Raw genomic sequence first — 18,037 nt, forward strand, 5'->3', positions numbered from 1 at the left:
ATAAATCCTCCTATCAAACCTTAACGTTGAAGCCAAAGAACTCATTCACATTGTTGAAGCAGACATTCTCGATGGTCTTTTTCAGCTCTTCCTCACCGGAGAAATACTCTCCGCGCTCCACCAGACTGCCCAGATAACTGCACAGCACGCGGCGGTACAGCTCATGACGGGGATAGGAGATAAAGCTGCGGCTGTCGGTCAGCATGCCGACCGACAGTGAGACCGGGTACAGGTTTGCACAGGCCTCGAACTGCCGCTGGATGCCAAAGGCCTGATCGTTGAACCACCAGGGTGCGCCCAGCTGAACTTTTGCCTTGGTGCCATTATCGCAGAAGCCTGCGGCTAAGATCGCCCAGGTCTCAATCTTGGTGCCGTCCAGCGGGTAGATGATGGTTTTGGGCAGTTCGCCGATGGTGGTCAGGTTGTTCAGCAGCTCGCCAACACCCTTGACCGGTGCGGCATCGTCGCAGCAATCAAAACCAGTGGACTGGCCCACGCTCTTCACATGGCTGGTGTTGGCATCCAGATAGGTGCCGATGTGCAGCTGCATAACGTAGTGGTTGCGGTTGTAGATACGGGCCATCTCGAACAGGAATGCGCTCTGGTACTGGTCGATCTCATGCTGGGTCAGCTTGCCGCCGCTGCGTGCCTTGGCAAAGATGCCCTCTACCTCGGCGGGGGTGTAATCTGCCCAGTTGAAGTAGGGGATGCCGTCGTCACTGACGGTGGTGCCGGTGATCTGCTGGAAATACTGCAAACGCTTTTCCAATGCGGTGAGCATCTCGGCAAAGCTGTCGATGGGCTGCTCCGCAGCAGCAGAAAGCTTTGCCAGATAAGCAGCAAAATCGGCGTTGGCGCAGAACATGGCCTTATCGGGGCGGAAGGCGGTGATCACGCGGGTGAACATCTTTTCCTCGTTCAGAACCTTGTGGTAGCGCAGGTCGTCGATGGGGTCTTCGGTGGTGGAGACCAGACGCACATTGCTATGCTCCATGCACCAGCGGCGTGTCATGTGCTTTTCGGTGATAAGCTTTTTGGTGCGGTCATAAATTTCCTGTGCATTGGCTGCGGTCAGGGGTTCGTCGATGTCGAAGTAGCGCTTCAGCTCCAGTGCACACCAGATATAGATGGGATTGCCCACCAGCTGGGGCAGAATTTCGGCAAACTTCATGTACTTTTCGTAGTAGCTGGCGTCACCGGTGATGTACTTCTCGTCGATGCCAAAGGTGCGCATACAGCGCCACTTGTAGTGGTCGCCGCGCAGCCACATCTCGCCCAGATCTTCAAACTCCTTGTTCTCAGCGATCTCCACGGGCTGAAGATGGCAATGGTAATCGATGATCGGCATATGCTCTGCATACTTGTGGTAGAGCATCTTGCCGGTCTCATTGGTGAGGAACAGCTCTTCGCTGAAACGATCATTCATAACAAATATCCTCCAAAAATGCCCACCCGTCTGTTCAGGAGATGGGTGGGCTCATTTCATCAGAATCCGATCAGAGCGCCGCCGTCAACAGGGATGCAGGTGCCGCTGATATAGCGGGCTGCGTCACTGCACAGGAACGCTGCACACATGCCGACATCCATAGGGTCGCCCACGCTCTTGGCGGGGATGCGGCCCATGATCTTGGCCAGACGCGGCGGGTCGTTGTCGGTAGCTTTGTGGAACATGGGGGTGTCGATCCAGCCCGGAGCAATGGCGTTGACGGTGATGCCGTACTCGGCCAGTTCAGCGGTCAGGGTGTGGATCAGGCCCAGATAGCCGGCCTTTGCGGTGGAGTAGCCTGCCACCTGGGGCTGGCCGATGTAGCTGGTCATGCTGGCCTGGAAGATGATGCGGCCATGACCCTGCTCCTTCATCTGGGGAACAAAAGCCTTGGTCAGTGCGAATGCACCCACCAGATGCACATCCAGAACGCGCTTGTAGTCGTCCACGGTCATATCCCAGATGAACTTCTTGCAATGGTTGCCTGCGTTGTTCACAAGGATGCTCACGGGACCCTGCTCAGCGGTGATCTTATCGGCCAGTTCCTGAGCGTGGTCGGTATCGGTGATATTGAACTGATAGTACACAGCCTTGCCGCCAAACTCTGCCAGAGTATCGGCCACCAGCTCAGGAGCACGGGAAGCCACAACGGCCACCTTTGCGCCTGCGGAAACAAGACAGCGGGTAATGGCAAGACCCAGACCGGTGGCACCGCCGGTGACGACGGCGACCTGACCGGACAGGTCGTACCAGTTCTTGATGCTGAAATCCTTCACCTGTTCTTCGGTAAATGCTGCCATGGGGAACAGTCCTCCTCACTCTTCGCAGGCACGCTTGAAAGCGACCTGCTTTTCCTGATATTTATACGGTACAAAGAACTCGTGGTGTCCCTGGGCTTCGCTCTTGGTGGGCTGACCGGCGGCAGTTTTTACCACCAGTTCGGTCAGGCGGCGGGCCAGCTCGCTCTGGGTGCATTCGCCCCGGAGCACGGGGTTGGCATTGAAGTCCATATCGCCCTCCATGCGGGCGTAAGTCGCACCGTTGCCGGTGATCTTGATGCAGGGGGCTACTGCGCTGCCCACCACATTGCCGCGCCCTGTAACGAGGAACACGATGTGTGCGCCACAGCTGGCAAGATCCATCAAGCCCTCGTTGTCGTTTGGATTGGTGATGCCAAACTGCATCCAGTAAGGGTCCGGGGTGGAGTCCAGCAGCCACAGACCCGGATGGGGCGCAGGGCAGGACACCTTGATGACGCCCTGAATTGGGCGGGAGCCGCTCTTGATCACAGCACCCATGCTCTTTTCTTCAATGGTGGACAGGCCGCCTGCAAAGTTGCCGGGGCTGACCGAATACTGACGCACGCTGCGGCAGTATTCCAGCGCTTTATCATAGGTATAGCGCAGCTCTTTTGCGGCCTGCTCAGAAGCAGCGCGCTTGAGCAGCAGATGATCCAGACCAATGGCCTCAACGATCTCCTCAAAGATGGCCGTGCCGCCCTGATCGGTGAGCCAGTCGTAGAACCGGCCCACGACCACATTGCCAGCCAGACCGCTGGTGTAGTCACTGCCGCCGCACTCTGCGCCGATGACCAGATCTTTTACGGACATCTCCACGAGGGGGGTGTTTTCCAGCTCTTTGAGTGCGCTCTGCACCCACTCCACGCCCTTGCGGACGGCAGGCTGGGTGCCGCCCTCGTTCTGGATGAACATCCAGCTTGTGGGCTTGCCCTCTTCCTCGGCAATTTTAGACAGCCATTCCGGCTGCACGTATTCACAGCCAAGGCCTACGGCCAGCACCGCACCCACGTTGGGGTGGCGGATGAAGCTGATGAGCAGGTTCACCGCATACTGGTTGTCGGTACAGCCGTCAAAGCCCAGCAGTTCCACATTGGTACTGCCGCTTTTGGCTACGATCTGCTGCGCCACAAACTCGGCACACTTGACCGTGTAGATCACCAACACCCGGTTACGGATGCCCTTGCCGCCGTTTTTGCGGGCGTAGCCGGGCCAGGTGAGGCTTTGCAGTTCATTCCAATCCATTAAAAGCCTCTCCTTTACTCGTACTTCGTGTCTTTGGGAGCACCGGTCCTGACGTCCAGATGGCTGGAACGCTGGTCGTAGACGCTGCGCATGACGTGCAGGTGTACCCAGCTGCCAGCCGGGATATCGGCGGTAGCGCGGCCAATGACTACGCCGTACTTGACGATATCCTCACCGTTCCTGATGTCCCGCAGGGCAATTTTATGGCCCATCGGCACCTCGGTGACGGCTTCCACTTCGGGGGCGCAGGCATCGCCGCGCAGCTCCACAGGGCCGGGCACCAGCGGGGTCAGGGCCGTGGCCACATTGTCTTCCCGATTGATCTGAAAGGCGTTCTGCTTTTCGTCCATAGCTTACAGCACTCCGAACTTTGCAAATGCATCCGTGACCATCATGCCGTCTTCAATGGCTTTGCGCATGGTCTTTTCCGTGCTTGCCTTGACGAGGGCTTTCTCGATGACTTCCGGTGCAATATCCTTGGGGATGATGAGCACGCCGTCGATGTCACCAAAGACGATATCGCCATTGTGGATGGTCACCTGACCGATCTCAATGGGGCAGCGCCACTTGAACACGTAGGTACGGACGGAGGAATCCTGTGCCCATGTACCGGAGCAGAAAACAGGGAAGTTCTGCTCGATGACCTTGGGGGTATCGCGGGTGTAGCCGTCCAGAACGGCGCCAACTGCACCGCGGGCCTTGCCGCAGGCGGTGAGCAGCTCGCCCCACAGAGCACTGTTGTGTGCGCCGGTAGCGATGTAGATCTCGTTGGGCTTCAGGTCATCCAGCGCCTCAGTCATATAGCCGAAGGGCTTTTCGGCGGGGTACTCAAACACATCGTTTTCCAGAACGGTGCAGGCGTAGCCAGCCACCTTCAGGCGCTTGTCCTCTTCCTCTCCGGGCAGGATGTAGGGTGCGGTAGGCACCTGTGCAGCCAGCGGGCGGATGGAAGCGGGCAGGAACTGGTGCTTATAGCCCATCTGATCCAGAATATCACCCACAACGGGGGTATAGAGCTTCTCTTTCATCAGGGCGAACATTTCATCGTCGTTTTTCCACATTGCCATGGGGAATCACTCCTTTGTCGTTTTTAGAATATCCAGCCATTCGAGGCACTGCCCGAACCAGCCGGCGATGTGGGGATCTGCAACGCGGTGCTTTTCCGGCTCGTCCACTTCGGGCGTTGCCAGACTCAGACCGTGCACCCCGCGGGGGTAAAGATGCATTTCGTAGCGCACACCGGCCGCGCTCAGTGCACCTGCCAGAAGCAGGCTGTTCTGCACCGGCACTTCCGGGTCGGTGACGGTATGCCAGAAGAAGGCAGGCGGCGTATCTGCCGTGACCTGCGTTTCCAGCGAATACCAGCCCGGATCGTCCGAACCGGCCAGATTTTGGATACTGCCGCGGTGGGCGTACTTTCCGGCGGTGATCACCGGGTAGCCCAGGATCATGCCGTCGGGGCGGGGCAGGCCCAGCTCACGCCAGTGCACGCCCAGACTGGCTGCCAGATGGCCGCCTGCGGAGAAGCCACAGACCAGCGCCGACAGTGCCGGGAAACGCTGCTGCATGGTCTGCAGTGCTTCGCCCAGCTGGCGCACCGGCAGGGTACCCAGCGGGGGTTGGCCGGGCTTTTCGCGAATGGTGTAGTACACCACCGCGGCCGCCCAGCCGGCGGCGGTAAAGGCGCGGGCTACCGGCTGGGCCTCACGCGGCGAAAGCCACTGGTATCCGCCGCCGGGGCAGATCAGAATCATTCCTTTGGGGTCTTTGGGGGCATCTGCGATCCAGAGCCGCGCCCCCAGCGGCAGATTCATTGTTTCCATACGCACTTAGTACAGCAGGTTCGGCAGCCACATGAAGGTCTGCGGGAAGTAGGTCAGGATGATCAGCGCAATGAACATGGTGATGTAGAACGGCACCATCTTCTTGGACAGGGTCTCGATCTTGATGCCGGAAATGGCAGAACCGATGAACAGGGTGGAGCCGACGGGAGGGGTCAGCAGGCCGATGCCGAGGTTCAGCACCATGACGATGCCCAGATGGATGGGGGACAGACCCAGCTGCATCCAGATGGGCAGGATGACGGGGGTCAGCATCAGGATCAGGCAGGCCATCTCGATCAGGCAGCCCAGACACAACATCAGGATGTTGAGCAGGATCAGGATGATGATCTTGTTGCTGGTGATGGAGAACAGGCCGGTAGCGATCATGGTGGGGATGCGCAGATAGGTCAGCAGGTAGGTGAATGCGCCGGACACGCCCAGCAGGATCAGCACCTTGCCCAGAGTCTCCACGACGTTTGCAAAGATGTGGGGGATATCCTTGAAGGAGAAGCCCTTGTAGATGAACAGGCCGACGCACAGCGACCACACAACGGCAGCAGCGGCGGACTCGGTGGTGGTAAAGACACCGGCGATAACGCCGACGACCACGAACATAACAGCCAGCATGCCCCAGATGGCCTTGAAGAATGCCTTGATGCAGTTCTTCAGGTTGAACTTGCCGGTGACCGGGATGTTCATCTTCTTGGAGTAGTAGTAGGAGTAGATCATCAGCACGATGCTCAGCACAGCGCCGGGCATGTAGCCGGCCACGAACAGCTGGCCGATGGAAACGGTGGTGACGCCGGCAGCAGCCAGAGTGAAGATGACCATGTTCTGAGAGGGGGGAACCAGAATACCTTCAACGGAGGATGCCATGGTCAGGCAGGTGGAGAACTCGCGGTCATAGCCCTGCTCTTCCATCATCTTGATCTCGATGGGGCCCAGAGAGGCACAGTCGGCAGAAGAAGAGCCGGAGATGCCGCCGAAGAAGAAGGAGGCCACCACGTTGACCATGGCAGCACCGCCATGCATCCAGCCGACAAGTTCCTTTGAGAAAGCGATCAGGGTATCGGTGATGCCGCCCGCGCTCATCAATTCACCCATCAGGATGAAGAAGGGCACCGCCAGCAGCGTATAGGAGTTCAGATTGCTGACAAATTTCAGAGCCATCTGCATGGGGTTGATGCCCAGATAGAAGAAATCCAGCAGAGAAGCCACACCAATGGCATATACCACGGGCACGCGGAGGAAAACCAGCACCAGGAACACACCCAGCAGCAGGATGGTTGCGATCGTTGCAGTAGACATTTACTTTTTCTCCTTTCGACCCAGCACCCAGTGGCTCAGAACAGCGAAGATGTTCAGTACGCCGGTCACAGGCAGTGCACTGTACATAAAGGCATAGGGCACATTGATGCCGGCCATGTTGTTGCTTGCGCCCGACTGTGCCAGCTTGATGCCGTACACGATCAGGAAGATGGAGAAGCCCACCACACACACAGCGGACAGGATATCGGTGACGAACACACCAGTCTTGCCCAGCTTTTCGTCAAACATGGTAACGGCCAGATGCTCGTTCTTGCGCACCACCAGCACACTGCCCAGCAGGCTCAGCCATACCAGACACAGCAGGGAGAACGGCTCGCCCCACATGGGAGAATGGTGCATCACATAACGCCCAAAGAAGATAAAAAAGACCACCGCTACCAGAGCTCCCAGGATCAATGCGCAGACATGGCGCAGAAGCTGGAACAGCACGGCGTCGATCTTTTTCCAAACAGTTTCAAATTTGTCCATAATCGGCTCCTTGATTGTTCGTTTTTCTAAAATTCCCCACGACCGCTGCCAGCCGTGGGGAACGTTCGTCCTTTATTGGTTCGTCAAAACGTCTCGGCAGGGATCAGTAGTTGCCGCCCTGGATCTTAGCGATGATGTCCTGAGCCTCTGCGCTCTCCTTCTCGTACAGAGGTGCGCAGGCCTCCTGCCACTTTTCGATATCGGAAACCTCCAGCTTGGTGATGCCCTTGTCGGCGAAGGAATCGAAGCAGGCCTGCTCCTGCTTCTGGTTGTACTCGTAGCAGGCGGAACGTGCGGCCAGAGCGGCTTCCTTGATCCAGCCCTTCTCGGCATCGTTGAAGCCGTTCCACTTGTCAGCGTTCATCAGGATGACGCCGCAGCCAAAGGTGTGTGCATCGGTGATGAAGTAGGGGGCAACTTCGTTGAAGCTGTTGCTCATGTAAGAGGTAACGCCGTTCTCAGCAGCATCGACGACGCCGGACTGCAGAGAGGTGTACAGCTCAGAGTAAGCGATTGCGGTGGCGGAAGCGCCCAGAGCATCCATGGTGTTGATCATCAGGTCCGTCTCGGGCACGCGGACCTTCAGGCCCTTCATCTTGTCCAGCGTGAAGTCGGTGGGCTTGCCCAGACGCTCGTAGACCTTCGGGGTGATGAACATGCTGCGAGGACCTTCGACCAGCCAGCCCAGAGCAACATAACCGCAGTTGGCATCTTCCACGCTCTGCAGCAGCTCGTCGCCCAGACTGCTCTCAGCCACATCCTCAAACTGTGCCATATCCTTAAAGACATACGGCAGGCCGGTGGTGCCGATCAGTTCAGCGCCGTAGTTGGGCAGAGAAGAAGCGTTGCCGCGGAAGATATCCAGAGTACCCATCTGGATGCCCTGCATGGACTCAGCCTCGGAACCCAGCGTGCCGTTGATGTACAGGTCAATGGTGATGTGACCGCCGGACAGCTCTTCGATCTTCTCAGCAAAGGTGTGTGCGCCAACGGTTGCGCCGTAGTCCTCGCCGTTGACCTCGTTCCATGTCAGCTTGTAGTCATTGCCGGAGCCGCCCTCGCCTGCACCTGCTGCTGCAGAAGAGGCAGTGGAGGAAGCTGCGGTGGAAGCAGAGGTGGAAGCGGAAGAACCGCCGCATGCGGTCATGCCCAGTGCTGCGGCAGAAACGCCAACAACCTTCAGGAAGTCACGACGAGAAATTGCTTTTTTCATAAGAAATCTCCTTTTTTCTTGGCATCGTGTGTCGGATACGTGTTCGGGGCAGCGTCTTCGTGTCCCGCCTGCCCCTTGCTACAAAAACGTTTTTGTAGCTTTCTTTGGCAACATTTTAGCACGTCTTGTGCGCGAGGTCAATATTTTTCAAATTTTTCGCCTGTTTCGGATATATTTTTGTCATATAGCATAGTTTTTGACCAAATCGTTTTTGCAGTGTGACGATTTTCCAACCAAAATTCTGTAATCTCTTTACTTTTATGTACTTTTGCATTATAATCAAGCAAAACGTTTCGGTTCTATTTTATTGACGTGTTTCCGTCAAAGATTCTTTTCCGCAAAGCAAAGTTCCGGTTATCAAGCAGCCAATTCCTTTAACACGATCAACGAGAGGAGCATTTTTATGATCATTACCAAGTTCGAGACCTGGTGGGTCGAGCGCGGCCGCTGCCTGTTTGACGAAAAGCGTCAGGGCGGTGCCAAAATGGGCTGGGATGTCATCGCCATCAAACTGACCACCGACACCGGCATTGAGGGCGTTGCCACCTGCATGGCAGCCCGCAGCGGCGCTGTGAGCGAAGCCTACTTACAGGAGAGCATCGGCCCTGTTGTTCTGGGACGTGACCCCCATGACCGTGAGGCCATCTTCCAGGAACTGTGGACCATCGACCGTCATGAGGCATTCTTTCCCGTGTTCCTGCCCGGCCCCGTGGATGTAGCCTTGTGGGATATCTGTGCCAAGGAAGCCGGGCTTCCTCTTTATAAGTACATCGGCGCTTACCGCGACAGCCTGCCGGTCTATGCCAGCGGCAACTTCCACGGCACTGTTAAGGAGTATGTGGACGAGGCTCTCTACTACCAGAGCAAAGGCATCCCCGGCTACAAAGCCCATCCGGGCGGGCCGGTCAGCTTTGATATGGAAGTGCATCAGGCCATCCGCGACGCTGTCGGCCCCGACTACCTGCTGATGACCGACCCCGTGGGCGACTATACCATCAACGAAGCCGTCACCGTGGGGCGTCAGCTGGAAAGGCTGAATTATAAGTGGTTCGAAGAGCCCTTCCGCGACTTTGAGCTGTATAAATACACCGAGCTGTGCCGCACACTGGATATCCCTATCGCTGCCACCGAGACCACCCGCGGCTGCCACTGGGGTGTGGCGCAGGTCATTGCTCAGCACGCTGCCGATATCGTCCGCGCGGATGTCAGTTGGAAGGACGGCATCACCGGCACGCTGAAGATCGCACATCTGGCAGAAGCATTCGGCCTGAACTGCGAGATCCACACCACCACCATGAACTACATGGATCTTGTCAACCTGCATGTCAGCTGCGCCATCAAGAACTGTGAGTATTTCGAGTACTTCGTACCTGAAGAAAACTACACCCTGCCCATGAAGGGCAAACTGCCCATTGACGAACATGGCATCATCCATGTGCCGCAGGGTCCGGGCGTGGGTGCCGAACTGGATTGGGATCTGATCGAGAAGAGCTGCCGCAGCTACCGCAAGCTCGAGTACAAGGGCTGATCCCACTGACTTTTGACATTTACCGCTTGCTCTTTTTACTTCTCCATTTACATGAAAAAGGCGGACTGATTGGAAACCAGTCCGCCTTTTTCATGTTTTTGTTTTCAGAGCAGCAGCCCCCGGAAATTGTCCCGGTCATACATCACAGCGTTGCTGCGGAACACCACTTCAGAGCCCACGTAAATGGTGCGCTGTTCCGGAGCCTTGCCCTGCACGAGATATTCCACCAGTGCTTTGATGCCAAGATACCCTTGAGCGTAAGGGTTTTTCTGCACGATATTGTCCAGGATTCTGCTCCGCAGAGCGTCCAGATTTTCTTCGAATACGTCGCTGCCCACCGCGAACACTTTACCCGCTTTGCCGCACTGCTGCAGCCCCTGCACGAGCATCACGCTCCCCTGCGACAGCACACTGCAGCAGGCCGCAACATCCGGCTTTTCCAGCAGATTCAGGATGTTCCTCTGTGCCTCTGAGCCGATGCAGCAGGAATTGTCCAGATAAATGCGGTTCTGCGCACCGTTCTCCTGCATATAATCCTCAAACCCCTGCACGATGCGGGCATGTTGCTCCCATTTGGGATTTCCGGCACAGAGCACCACACTGCCGAAAGAGGGGATATGGCTGAAGATCAGCTCTGCCATCGTCCGTCCAATGACCTCATAGTCGGGCTGCACGCTGCACAGCGGTGCGATCTTCGGGTTTCTAAACCCCACCTGCACCACTGCCACACCGGCATCCCGGGCATGCTGCCACTCCTGCATTGTCATAGCTTCCATGTGACCCACTGTCAGCAGGCCGTCCAGTTTGTCCTCGGCCAGCAGAGCGCGCACCTCTTCCACTCCACGGGAGTGGAAAGGGTCGATCTCATTGGGGAAACTGAACTCGGTACACTCCACGTTCAGATCTTCAGAGTTTTTCAAGTAGTCCCGCACACCCTGCCACAAAGGCGGATAATAAAAGCGGTTTCGGCCCACCTCATCCGGCAGAAGCACAGCCACACGCTGGGTGCGGCGTTTCAGGCCGGAAGCCATTTTATTGGGCCGGTAGCCCAGATCATCCGCGATCCTCCGGATATGCTCCCTGGTGACCTCACTGACGCCAGGCTTGTCGTTCAGTGCCTGATGGACCGTGCTGATGGAAACGCCCGCTGCCTGTGCCACATCACGGATCGTAATCTTTTTGTTCATAAGGTCACTCTCTCTTAAAAAACAACTGTTTCGCAAAAACGATGCGTGAAAAGGGTACTGATTTTAGTATAGCACGCACGAGGTATACTGTAAATAAGCAGAAGTTTCTGCAGCACCCCATGGTCAAGCGGATCAACGCACTGGCCGAGGACGAGCAGCGCAGTTGATAGGCGTTTCTCTTGGGTTTCCAAAGGGGTGCGGGTCGCGCCAGTGGCGACCTCAAAGTGCAGCGCATTTTGAAGCACCTGACCGAGCCGACAGGCGAGAGGCAGCATCCCTTTGGCACACGACTTTGCCTGCAAAGTCTAGTGTGTTACACCTTGGTTCCGGCTGACGCGGAAAAGGGGCTGCGAGAGGCTCCGGCAAGCACCTGTTCTGTGGCAGAAGGATGCGCGGATGGGCGTGGCAGTTGACGGTCTTTGCCCACCCAGCGCAGGCTTGCAGAGGAACCAATGGTGTACGTTCTCCCGTCCTGCCGCAGCAGCGTTTTCCCTATGCGCCGCCGCCCTGTTCGAGCCCCTTCCATCGCTCAAACAAAAGGGTTTAGGACATCCGAACAGACACCGTTTGATATAGAAATGAGGTTCACCATGAACAAACTGCTTTCCTGCCGCTTCAATATGGACACCAACCGGGTGGAAGCCCGGTTCGAGGATGGCACCACTCTTGCCATCGACTGCATCGCCGTGGAGGACGAGTACGGCAGCACCCCCGCACAGCGGGCAGAGCTGGACTGGCTGCTGTGCAACAGGCCGCTGGAGTACGCACAGCTTGTGCTGGGAGGAGAGATGGAGCACTATCTCTCGCTGGGATGCGACCACAGCAGGCTGGAAGATTAAGTCCCTATAAAGAACACGATGCCCACCGACCTATGGTTTGCCATAAGCTGGTAGCATCGCTTCTTATCCATAAGCAACTCGCTCTTTTCGGCTAACGCTTTTTTGTAAATGTTTCCCTTGCAGAATCTTTCCAGATTCTCTATAATAAGAAAGAGCTTTATAAATCTTCTTTCAAATGTTGAATCTGCTCTTGGAGGTGAGTAAGCCCATGACCGGCAGCGGCGCAAATAACCGTGATGTTAAAAAAATCAACCGCATCCGAACGATTCGCAGCATTTTTTCCTGCGACCGAATCTCGCAGCCGGAGCTTGCGGCAAAAGTCAACAACAGCTGGCCGACCGTATTGCAGAATGTCAAAGAACTGATGGCGATGGGACTGGTGCAGGAGGTCGGCACCTTTGAATCTACCGGTGGGCGCAAGGCGAGAGCATTTGCTCCCGTGCGGAATGCCAGACTTGCGGTCGGACTGGAGATCACCCAGAATCATGTCGGAGCAGTTCTGGTCGATCTGTCCGGTAACCTTCTCCACTATGAGCGTAAAAAGCGTCTTTATGAGCGGTCGGACACCTATGCGGAAATGCTTGCCGGAATCGTGCAGGGGCTGATTGAAAAAGAGGGCTGCCCGGTCGAAAAAATCTTGGGCGTCGGCATTTCGCTGCCCGGTATTCTGGACAAAGAGGGGCAGACATTGGTTTACTCTCATGCCTTGGGTCTGCGGAATGTTCCTACCGAAGAATTCAGCCGTTACATCCCGTTCTCCTGCCGGTTCATCAACGACGCGAACGCTGCCGGACTTGCTGAAGTGCGCGACCTCGAATCTCCCCGCAGCCTTGTCTACCTTTCTCTGAGCAACAGTGTCGGCGGTGCGATTCTGACCGGTGGAGCGCTCTATGGCGGCGACCATCTTCGTGCCGGAGAGTTCGGGCACAACACGCTCGTTCCCGATGGCCGCCCCTGCTACTGCGGAAAAAAGGGCTGTCTGGATGCCTATTGCTCTGCAAAAGTCCTCTCCCAGCTGACCGACGGAAATCTTGCACTATTCTTTGACGGGTTGCGCTCCGGCAATGCAGCTTTGCAAACGGCATGGAATGAATACCTTTCTTACCTTGCTGTAGCAGTCAATAATCTGCGCATGACCTTCGACTGTGATGTAATTGTTGGCGGCTACGTTGGCGGCTTTCTGGCAGAGTTTGGCGAACCGCTCCGGGAAATGCTGGTCGAGCGTAATACGTTTGAGCCGGACAGTTCCTACCTGAAGTTCAGCCGCTATAGGCTGGAAGCCTCTGCGCTGGGAGCCGCTCTGCTCCATATCGAAGCCTTTATTCAGAACCTATAAACCTTCCCATCGAGGACGGCACCTGCCGTCCTCGATTTTTTGCACAATTCCGCCGCTTTTTCCTTGTGCAGTTTTCCGAATCCGCGAAAAAGGGCTTGACTTTGGTTGTGCGGTGTGTTAATTTGTAGTCACATTCATAAACACTTTATAAAAGTTAATAAACAAATAAAAACGGAGGTCATCTTATGAAAGGCACAATGAAAGTTGCAGTCATGAACGGCATCGGCAAGATGGGCTACACCACCCGCCCGATCCCCACACCCAAAGAGGACGAGGTTCTTGTCAAGCTGGAATACGTTGGCATCTGCGGCAGCGATATGCACTACTATGAAACGGGTGCGATCGGCAATTATGTGGTCAAGCCACCGTTCGTGCTGGGCCACGAGCCGGGCGGCACAGTCGTGGAAGTTGGCAGTGCTGTCAAGCATCTGAAAGTCGGCGACCGCGTTGCGCTGGAGCCGGGCAAGACCTGCGGTCACTGCAAGTTCTGCCGCGAGGGCAAATACAACCTCTGCCCGGATGTCGTGTTCTTCGCTACCCCGCCGGTAGACGGTGTTTTTCAGGAGTATGTGGCACATGAAGCAAACCTCTGCTTCAAGCTGCCGGACAACGTAAGCACCATGGAAGGTGCGCTGATCGAGCCTCTGGCCGTTGGTTTCCACGCCGCCAATCAGGGCGGTGCTCATGCCGGTCAGACTGCGGTGGTCATGGGTGCAGGCTGCATTGGTCTGGTCTCCATGATGGCGCTGAAAGCCGAGGGTGTTTCCCGTGTTTACGTTGTAGATATCATGCAGAAGCGTCTGGATAAGGCTCTTGAACTGGGTGCAGACGGTGTGATCAACAGCCGCGAAAAGGATGCTGTCCAGACGATTCTCGACCTGACCGATGGTCTGGGCTGCGACCTCGTTATCGAGACTGCTGGCACAGAAATCACTACCCGTCAGGCCATTGAGATGGCGCAGAAGGGCGCAAACATCGTTCTGGTTGGTTACTCCAAATCCGGCGAGATGACCCTGCCTATGAGCCTTGCACTGGACAAGGAACTGACCTTCAAGACCGTGTTCCGTTATCGCCACATTTACCCCATGGCGATCGATGCCGTTGCTTCCGGCAAAATCAATCTGAAGGGCATTGTGACCAACATCTTTGACTTTGACGACATCCAGAATGCCATGGACAAGAGCATTTCGGACAAGGCCAACATCGTCAAAGCAGTGGTGAAGATTGCGGAGGAAACGAAGGTATGAGCTTTCCGCAGGTTCTGACCGGTGTGGCGCACATTGGCATCCCAACAAATGATCTCGACAAGACCATTGCATTTTACAAGAAGCTGGGGTTTGTTTCTGCGCTGGAAACGGTGAACAAAGCCGCCGGGGAGCGCGTTGCGTTTCTTCAGCTTGGCGATCTGATGATCGAAACCTATGAAAACCATCGTGCGGCGGAAAAGGCCGGAGCAATCGACCATGTAGCTCTGGCAACGACCGATATCGAAGCCGCCTTTGCTGCGGCAAAAGAGGCAGGGATGCACCTGCTGCATTCCAGCATCCAGTCACTGCCGTTCTGGGAAAACGGTGTTCGCTTTTTCATGGTCGAAGGCCCGAATAAAGAGAGAATAGAGTTCTGCCAGAAATTATAAGCATCGCGTCAAGAGGAGAAAGGAGCGCGTCGTATGAGTTACACAGCAGAGCCGAAACAGCAGGATACGAACATCAAAGTCCCTCTGATCAGTAAAATCGCTTACGGCATGGGCGATGTGGGCTGCAACTTCAGCTGGATGTTCGTTGGCAACTTCTTGATGATTTTTTACACCGATGTCTGCGGCATCAGCATGGCGGCAGTGTCCCTCCTGATGCTGGTCTCCCGCTTCTGGGATGCCATCAATGACCCCGTGATCGGTTCGCTGAGCGACCGTACCCGTTCCCGCTGGGGACGCTACCGTCCATGGCTGTTGTTCGGCGCGCCGGCAACTGCTGTGGTGCTCGTGCTGACGTTCTGGGCGCACCCCACATGGTCAGACAGTGCTAAGAGCCTGTATATGTACATTACTTACTGTGTACTGGTTCTGGGCTATACTTGCGTGAACATCCCTTATGGTACGCTCTGCGGCACCCTGACCCAGAACATCGAGGAGCGTGCGAAAATCAACACCTCTCGCTCCGTCTGTGCCATGATCGCCATCAATATCATCAACATCATCACCCTGCCTTTGATCTCTGCTTTTGGCGGTGATAATGCAGCACGGGGATATCTTCTGGTGACCGTCCTTTACGGCGGTATCTTCACCCTCTGTCACTGGTTCTGTTTTGCCAAAACCAAAGAGGTCGTCCAGCCCCCGGAGCGGAAAAAAGTCTCACTGAAAAAGCAGTTGGATGCAGCGCTTCAGAACAAGCCCTACCTGATTGCACTGGCGGGTCAGTTCCTGTTCGGTATAACGCTGTATGGCCGCAATGCCGACCTGCTCTATTACTTCAAATATGTGGAAGGCAACGAGAATCTGTTTACCATCTACTCGATGATCCTGATCGTTCCCTCCATTCTGGGTGCTGCGGCATTCCCCTTCGTGTTTGAAAAGCTGGGCAACAAAGGGCACACCGCTTCCCTTTTCGCTGCCGGAACCGGCGTTTCCCTGATTGCGCTCTATTTCTTCAGTGCAGTTTCTTCTCCCATTCCGTTCTATACATTCGCTGCACTGTCCCAGTTCTTCTTCTGCGGATTCAATACCGCCATCTACGCCATCGTTCCCGACTGCGTGGAGTATGGCGAGTGGAAAACCGGTGTCCGCAACGATGGTTTCCAGTACGCATTCGTTTCACTGGGGAACAAACTGGGCATGGCGATTGGCACCTCTGCGCTGGCTGGTGTGCTGAGTGCATTGAGTTTTGCCCCCAATCAGGTGCAGAATGCTGCCGTGCAGAATGCGATGCACTATGCATTCTCGCTGCTTCCCGGTGTGCTGTGGCTGATAACAGCGATTGTCCTGTTCTTCTACCGAATCAGTAAGCGTTCGTATAACCAGATTATGTCCGAACTGAACGCTAAAAAAACAGGTTGAGGTGATACCATGTTTGATGTTGTAGCTTTGGGAGAAAGCCTGATCGACTTTACCCCGAACGGAACCAATGCACAGGGCATCGAATTGTTTGCCCGGAATCCCGGCGGTGCACCCGCCAATGTCCTTGCCATGAATGCCCGTCTGGGCGGCAAAACAGCATTCATCGGAAAAGTCGGCAAAGACGGATTTGGCGATTTTCTCCGCCAGACCCTTGTGGAAAGCAGCATTGATGTGTCCGGTCTGGTGATTGACGAAAAGATTCCCACGACCCTTGCCTTCGTACAGCTTGACAGCAAGGGAGACCGCTCCTTTACCTTTTACCGGAACCCCGGTGCCGATGTGATGCTGACTTCGGCAGAAGTCAACAGGAATCTGATTGACGATGCTGCCATCTTCCATTTCGGCTCTGTCTCTCTGACCTCCGACCCGAGCCGCACCGCCACGTTGGAAGCTGCGCGGTATGCACGGCAGCAGGGCAAGCTGGTCAGCTTTGACCCCAATTACCGTCCGCTTCTGTGGGAGCACCCGGCAGATGCCGTTGTCCAGATGCAGGAAGGTGTCACGCTGGCGGATCTTCTGAAAGTTTCCGAGGAAGAAATGCAGCTTATCACAAACGAAAGCGACCTTGCCCGCGGCTCACAAGCCCTGCTCGAAATGGGGCCATCTCTTGTGCTGGTATCGCTGGGTGCAAAGGGTGCTTATTACCGGAACGCTGTGGGCGCAGGGCATCTTCCCACCTATGATGTGCCTACCGTGGACACGACGGGTGCAGGCGATGCTTTCATGGGCGCAATTCACTACCAGCTGCGGAGAAAAGCTGCGGAGGATTTGCGTACCCTCCCTGCATTTGAGCTTGAAGAAATCGTCCGCTTCGGCAATGCAGCGGGCAGTCTGACCACGACAAAGGGCGGTGCAATCCCTGCAATGCCCTCCATGGTAGAAATTCAGAACTGCATTGCCTCTATCCCACTGATGTAAAAGAAAGGATACCCTATGACAAAATTACAGATCAGAATGCGGCAGGTCGATCAGGTCAAGGACTTTGTAGATTTGCTGTCCAAATATCCCTATGAGATGGACTTAGTCTCCGGGCGATATACCATTGATGCCAAATCCCTGCTTGGCATTTACAGTCTCGACCTGAGCAATCCGCTTACCCTTGTGATTTATTCCGATTCCTGCGAAGAACTGCTGACACAGCTCCATGCGCTGCTCCCAGATTGCATCGTCTGATTTTCTACGCTTTTCTCCTTCTTCCATTTGCACCGTTCAATTCTGGTTCTCCTTCACCAGAATCGGGCGGTGTTTTGATTTGTATAAGTCCTACTATCACTGCTTTACTGCAATAAAATTTGCAAAACCATCTTGACGCTCGCCGCAATCCGTGATACCCTTTATCGCAAATCCCACCAATTTTGTAGAAAAGTACAGAGCGGCGAGGATTTATTCCCCATGAAGATTTTTACCGCCCCGCAACACACCCGATCTATTTTGCCGCCGTTTCACCCGACAAAATTTTTCGCCTGTCTTGCAGGGCGGTATTTTTCTTTTGGGAAGCTGCACCTTGAATTCTTCATAAGCCGTCTGAACGAGATACTGCGCCATGACCTCACACTTTCTGTGGGCGAGCCGGACAACGCCGCTGCAAAACAGGGGTAGGAACTGCGTTCGGTGTGAACGGTGACCATGAGCAGGAGCTTTGCCTTTTCACATGTTTTGCTCTGCAAAATCTTC

Annotated in this window: 19 protein-coding genes; 9 read left to right on the forward strand and 10 right to left on the reverse strand. The window is 55.5% G+C overall.

The genetic code is table 11. The annotated features are described in order from the left end of the window. Positions 1-13: 13 nt before the first annotated feature. From uxaC to dctP, 9 genes are all read right to left on the reverse strand, one after another. Positions 14-1,426 carry a glucuronate isomerase gene (gene uxaC, locus GKG34_RS05885; RefSeq protein WP_005938390.1) on the reverse strand — a complete coding sequence of 471 codons (1,413 nt, stop codon included), beginning with the start codon at positions 1,424-1,426 and terminating at the stop codon, positions 14-16. 59 nt (positions 1,427-1,485) lie between these two features. Then, positions 1,486-2,286, reverse strand: a complete 801-nt coding sequence (locus GKG34_RS05890; RefSeq protein ID WP_005938393.1) for an SDR family NAD(P)-dependent oxidoreductase — start codon at positions 2,284-2,286, stop codon at positions 1,486-1,488. A 15-nt stretch (positions 2,287-2,301) separates the two neighbouring features. Continuing rightward, a complete protein-coding gene (locus tag GKG34_RS05895) occupies positions 2,302-3,528 on the reverse strand; it encodes a UxaA family hydrolase (RefSeq protein WP_005938395.1) in 1,227 nt (408 codons plus the stop codon). A 14-nt stretch (positions 3,529-3,542) separates the two neighbouring features. After that, entirely contained in the window at positions 3,543-3,878 is a 336-nt protein-coding gene (locus GKG34_RS05900; RefSeq protein ID WP_005938398.1) for a UxaA family hydrolase, read from the reverse strand. Between the two features lie 3 nt (positions 3,879-3,881). After that, complete coding sequence (locus GKG34_RS05905) at positions 3,882-4,595, reverse strand: RraA family protein (RefSeq protein ID WP_005938401.1); 714 nt, start codon at positions 4,593-4,595, stop codon at positions 3,882-3,884. Positions 4,596-4,601: 6 nt separating this feature from the next. Continuing rightward, the gene (locus GKG34_RS05910; RefSeq protein ID WP_005938404.1) at positions 4,602-5,351 is read right to left on the reverse strand and encodes an alpha/beta hydrolase; all 750 of its coding nucleotides are present in this window, start codon (positions 5,349-5,351) and stop codon (positions 4,602-4,604) included. Between the two features lie 6 nt (positions 5,352-5,357). Further along, a complete protein-coding gene (locus tag GKG34_RS05915; protein ID WP_005938406.1) occupies positions 5,358-6,659 on the reverse strand; it encodes a TRAP transporter large permease in 1,302 nt (433 codons plus the stop codon). Then, complete coding sequence (locus tag GKG34_RS05920; RefSeq protein ID WP_005938410.1) at positions 6,660-7,148, reverse strand: TRAP transporter small permease; 489 nt, start codon at positions 7,146-7,148, stop codon at positions 6,660-6,662. A gap of 103 nt (positions 7,149-7,251) precedes the next feature. Next, the gene (gene dctP, locus GKG34_RS05925) at positions 7,252-8,361 is read right to left on the reverse strand and encodes a TRAP transporter substrate-binding protein DctP (protein WP_005938413.1); all 1,110 of its coding nucleotides are present in this window, start codon (positions 8,359-8,361) and stop codon (positions 7,252-7,254) included. 403 nt (positions 8,362-8,764) lie between these two features. Between dctP and GKG34_RS05930 the strand changes: the two genes are divergently transcribed. Next, positions 8,765-9,889 (forward strand): enolase C-terminal domain-like protein, encoded by a 1,125-nt coding sequence (locus GKG34_RS05930; protein WP_005938419.1) that lies wholly within the window; start codon positions 8,765-8,767, stop codon positions 9,887-9,889. A 104-nt stretch (positions 9,890-9,993) separates the two neighbouring features. Here GKG34_RS05930 and GKG34_RS05935 read toward each other — a convergent pair whose 3' ends face one another. Beyond that, positions 9,994-11,076 carry a LacI family DNA-binding transcriptional regulator gene (locus GKG34_RS05935; protein WP_005938422.1) on the reverse strand — a complete coding sequence of 361 codons (1,083 nt, stop codon included), beginning with the start codon at positions 11,074-11,076 and terminating at the stop codon, positions 9,994-9,996. A gap of 590 nt (positions 11,077-11,666) precedes the next feature. Between GKG34_RS05935 and GKG34_RS05940 the strand changes: the two genes are divergently transcribed. The 8 genes from GKG34_RS05940 to GKG34_RS05975 all read left to right on the forward strand — a co-directional run bounded on the left by GKG34_RS05940 (position 11,667) and on the right by GKG34_RS05975 (position 17,962). Further along, positions 11,667-11,915: a DUF6061 family protein gene (locus GKG34_RS05940; RefSeq protein WP_044953546.1), complete on the forward strand. Its 249-nt coding sequence runs from the start codon at positions 11,667-11,669 to the stop codon at positions 11,913-11,915. Positions 11,916-12,123: 208 nt separating this feature from the next. Beyond that, positions 12,124-13,251, forward strand: coding sequence for an ROK family transcriptional regulator (locus GKG34_RS05945; protein WP_044953544.1), 1,128 nt, complete (start codon positions 12,124-12,126; stop codon positions 13,249-13,251). Between the two features lie 185 nt (positions 13,252-13,436). Beyond that, complete coding sequence (locus GKG34_RS05950; RefSeq protein WP_005940978.1) at positions 13,437-14,498, forward strand: NAD(P)-dependent alcohol dehydrogenase; 1,062 nt, start codon at positions 13,437-13,439, stop codon at positions 14,496-14,498. Next, positions 14,495-14,887 (forward strand): VOC family protein, encoded by a 393-nt coding sequence (locus tag GKG34_RS05955; protein ID WP_117476342.1) that lies wholly within the window; start codon positions 14,495-14,497, stop codon positions 14,885-14,887. The genes GKG34_RS05950 and GKG34_RS05955 overlap by 4 nt, the downstream gene beginning before the upstream one ends. Positions 14,888-14,920: 33 nt before the next feature. Beyond that, complete coding sequence (locus GKG34_RS05960; protein WP_154255790.1) at positions 14,921-16,303, forward strand: MFS transporter; 1,383 nt, start codon at positions 14,921-14,923, stop codon at positions 16,301-16,303. 9 nt (positions 16,304-16,312) lie between these two features. Then, entirely contained in the window at positions 16,313-17,281 is a 969-nt protein-coding gene (locus tag GKG34_RS05965) for a carbohydrate kinase (RefSeq protein WP_154255791.1), read from the forward strand. A 15-nt stretch (positions 17,282-17,296) separates the two neighbouring features. Further along, complete coding sequence (locus tag GKG34_RS05970) at positions 17,297-17,536, forward strand: HPr family phosphocarrier protein (RefSeq protein ID WP_015564590.1); 240 nt, start codon at positions 17,297-17,299, stop codon at positions 17,534-17,536. 219 nt (positions 17,537-17,755) lie between these two features. Beyond that, positions 17,756-17,962 (forward strand): hypothetical protein, encoded by a 207-nt coding sequence (locus GKG34_RS05975; RefSeq protein ID WP_154255792.1) that lies wholly within the window; start codon positions 17,756-17,758, stop codon positions 17,960-17,962. Positions 17,963-18,037 lie beyond the last annotated feature (75 nt).

Origin of the sequence: Faecalibacterium sp. BIOML-A4 (genome assembly GCF_009679665.1) — a bacterium.
In the GTDB taxonomy this organism is placed as follows: Bacteria; Bacillota; Clostridia; order Oscillospirales; family Ruminococcaceae; genus Faecalibacterium; species Faecalibacterium taiwanense.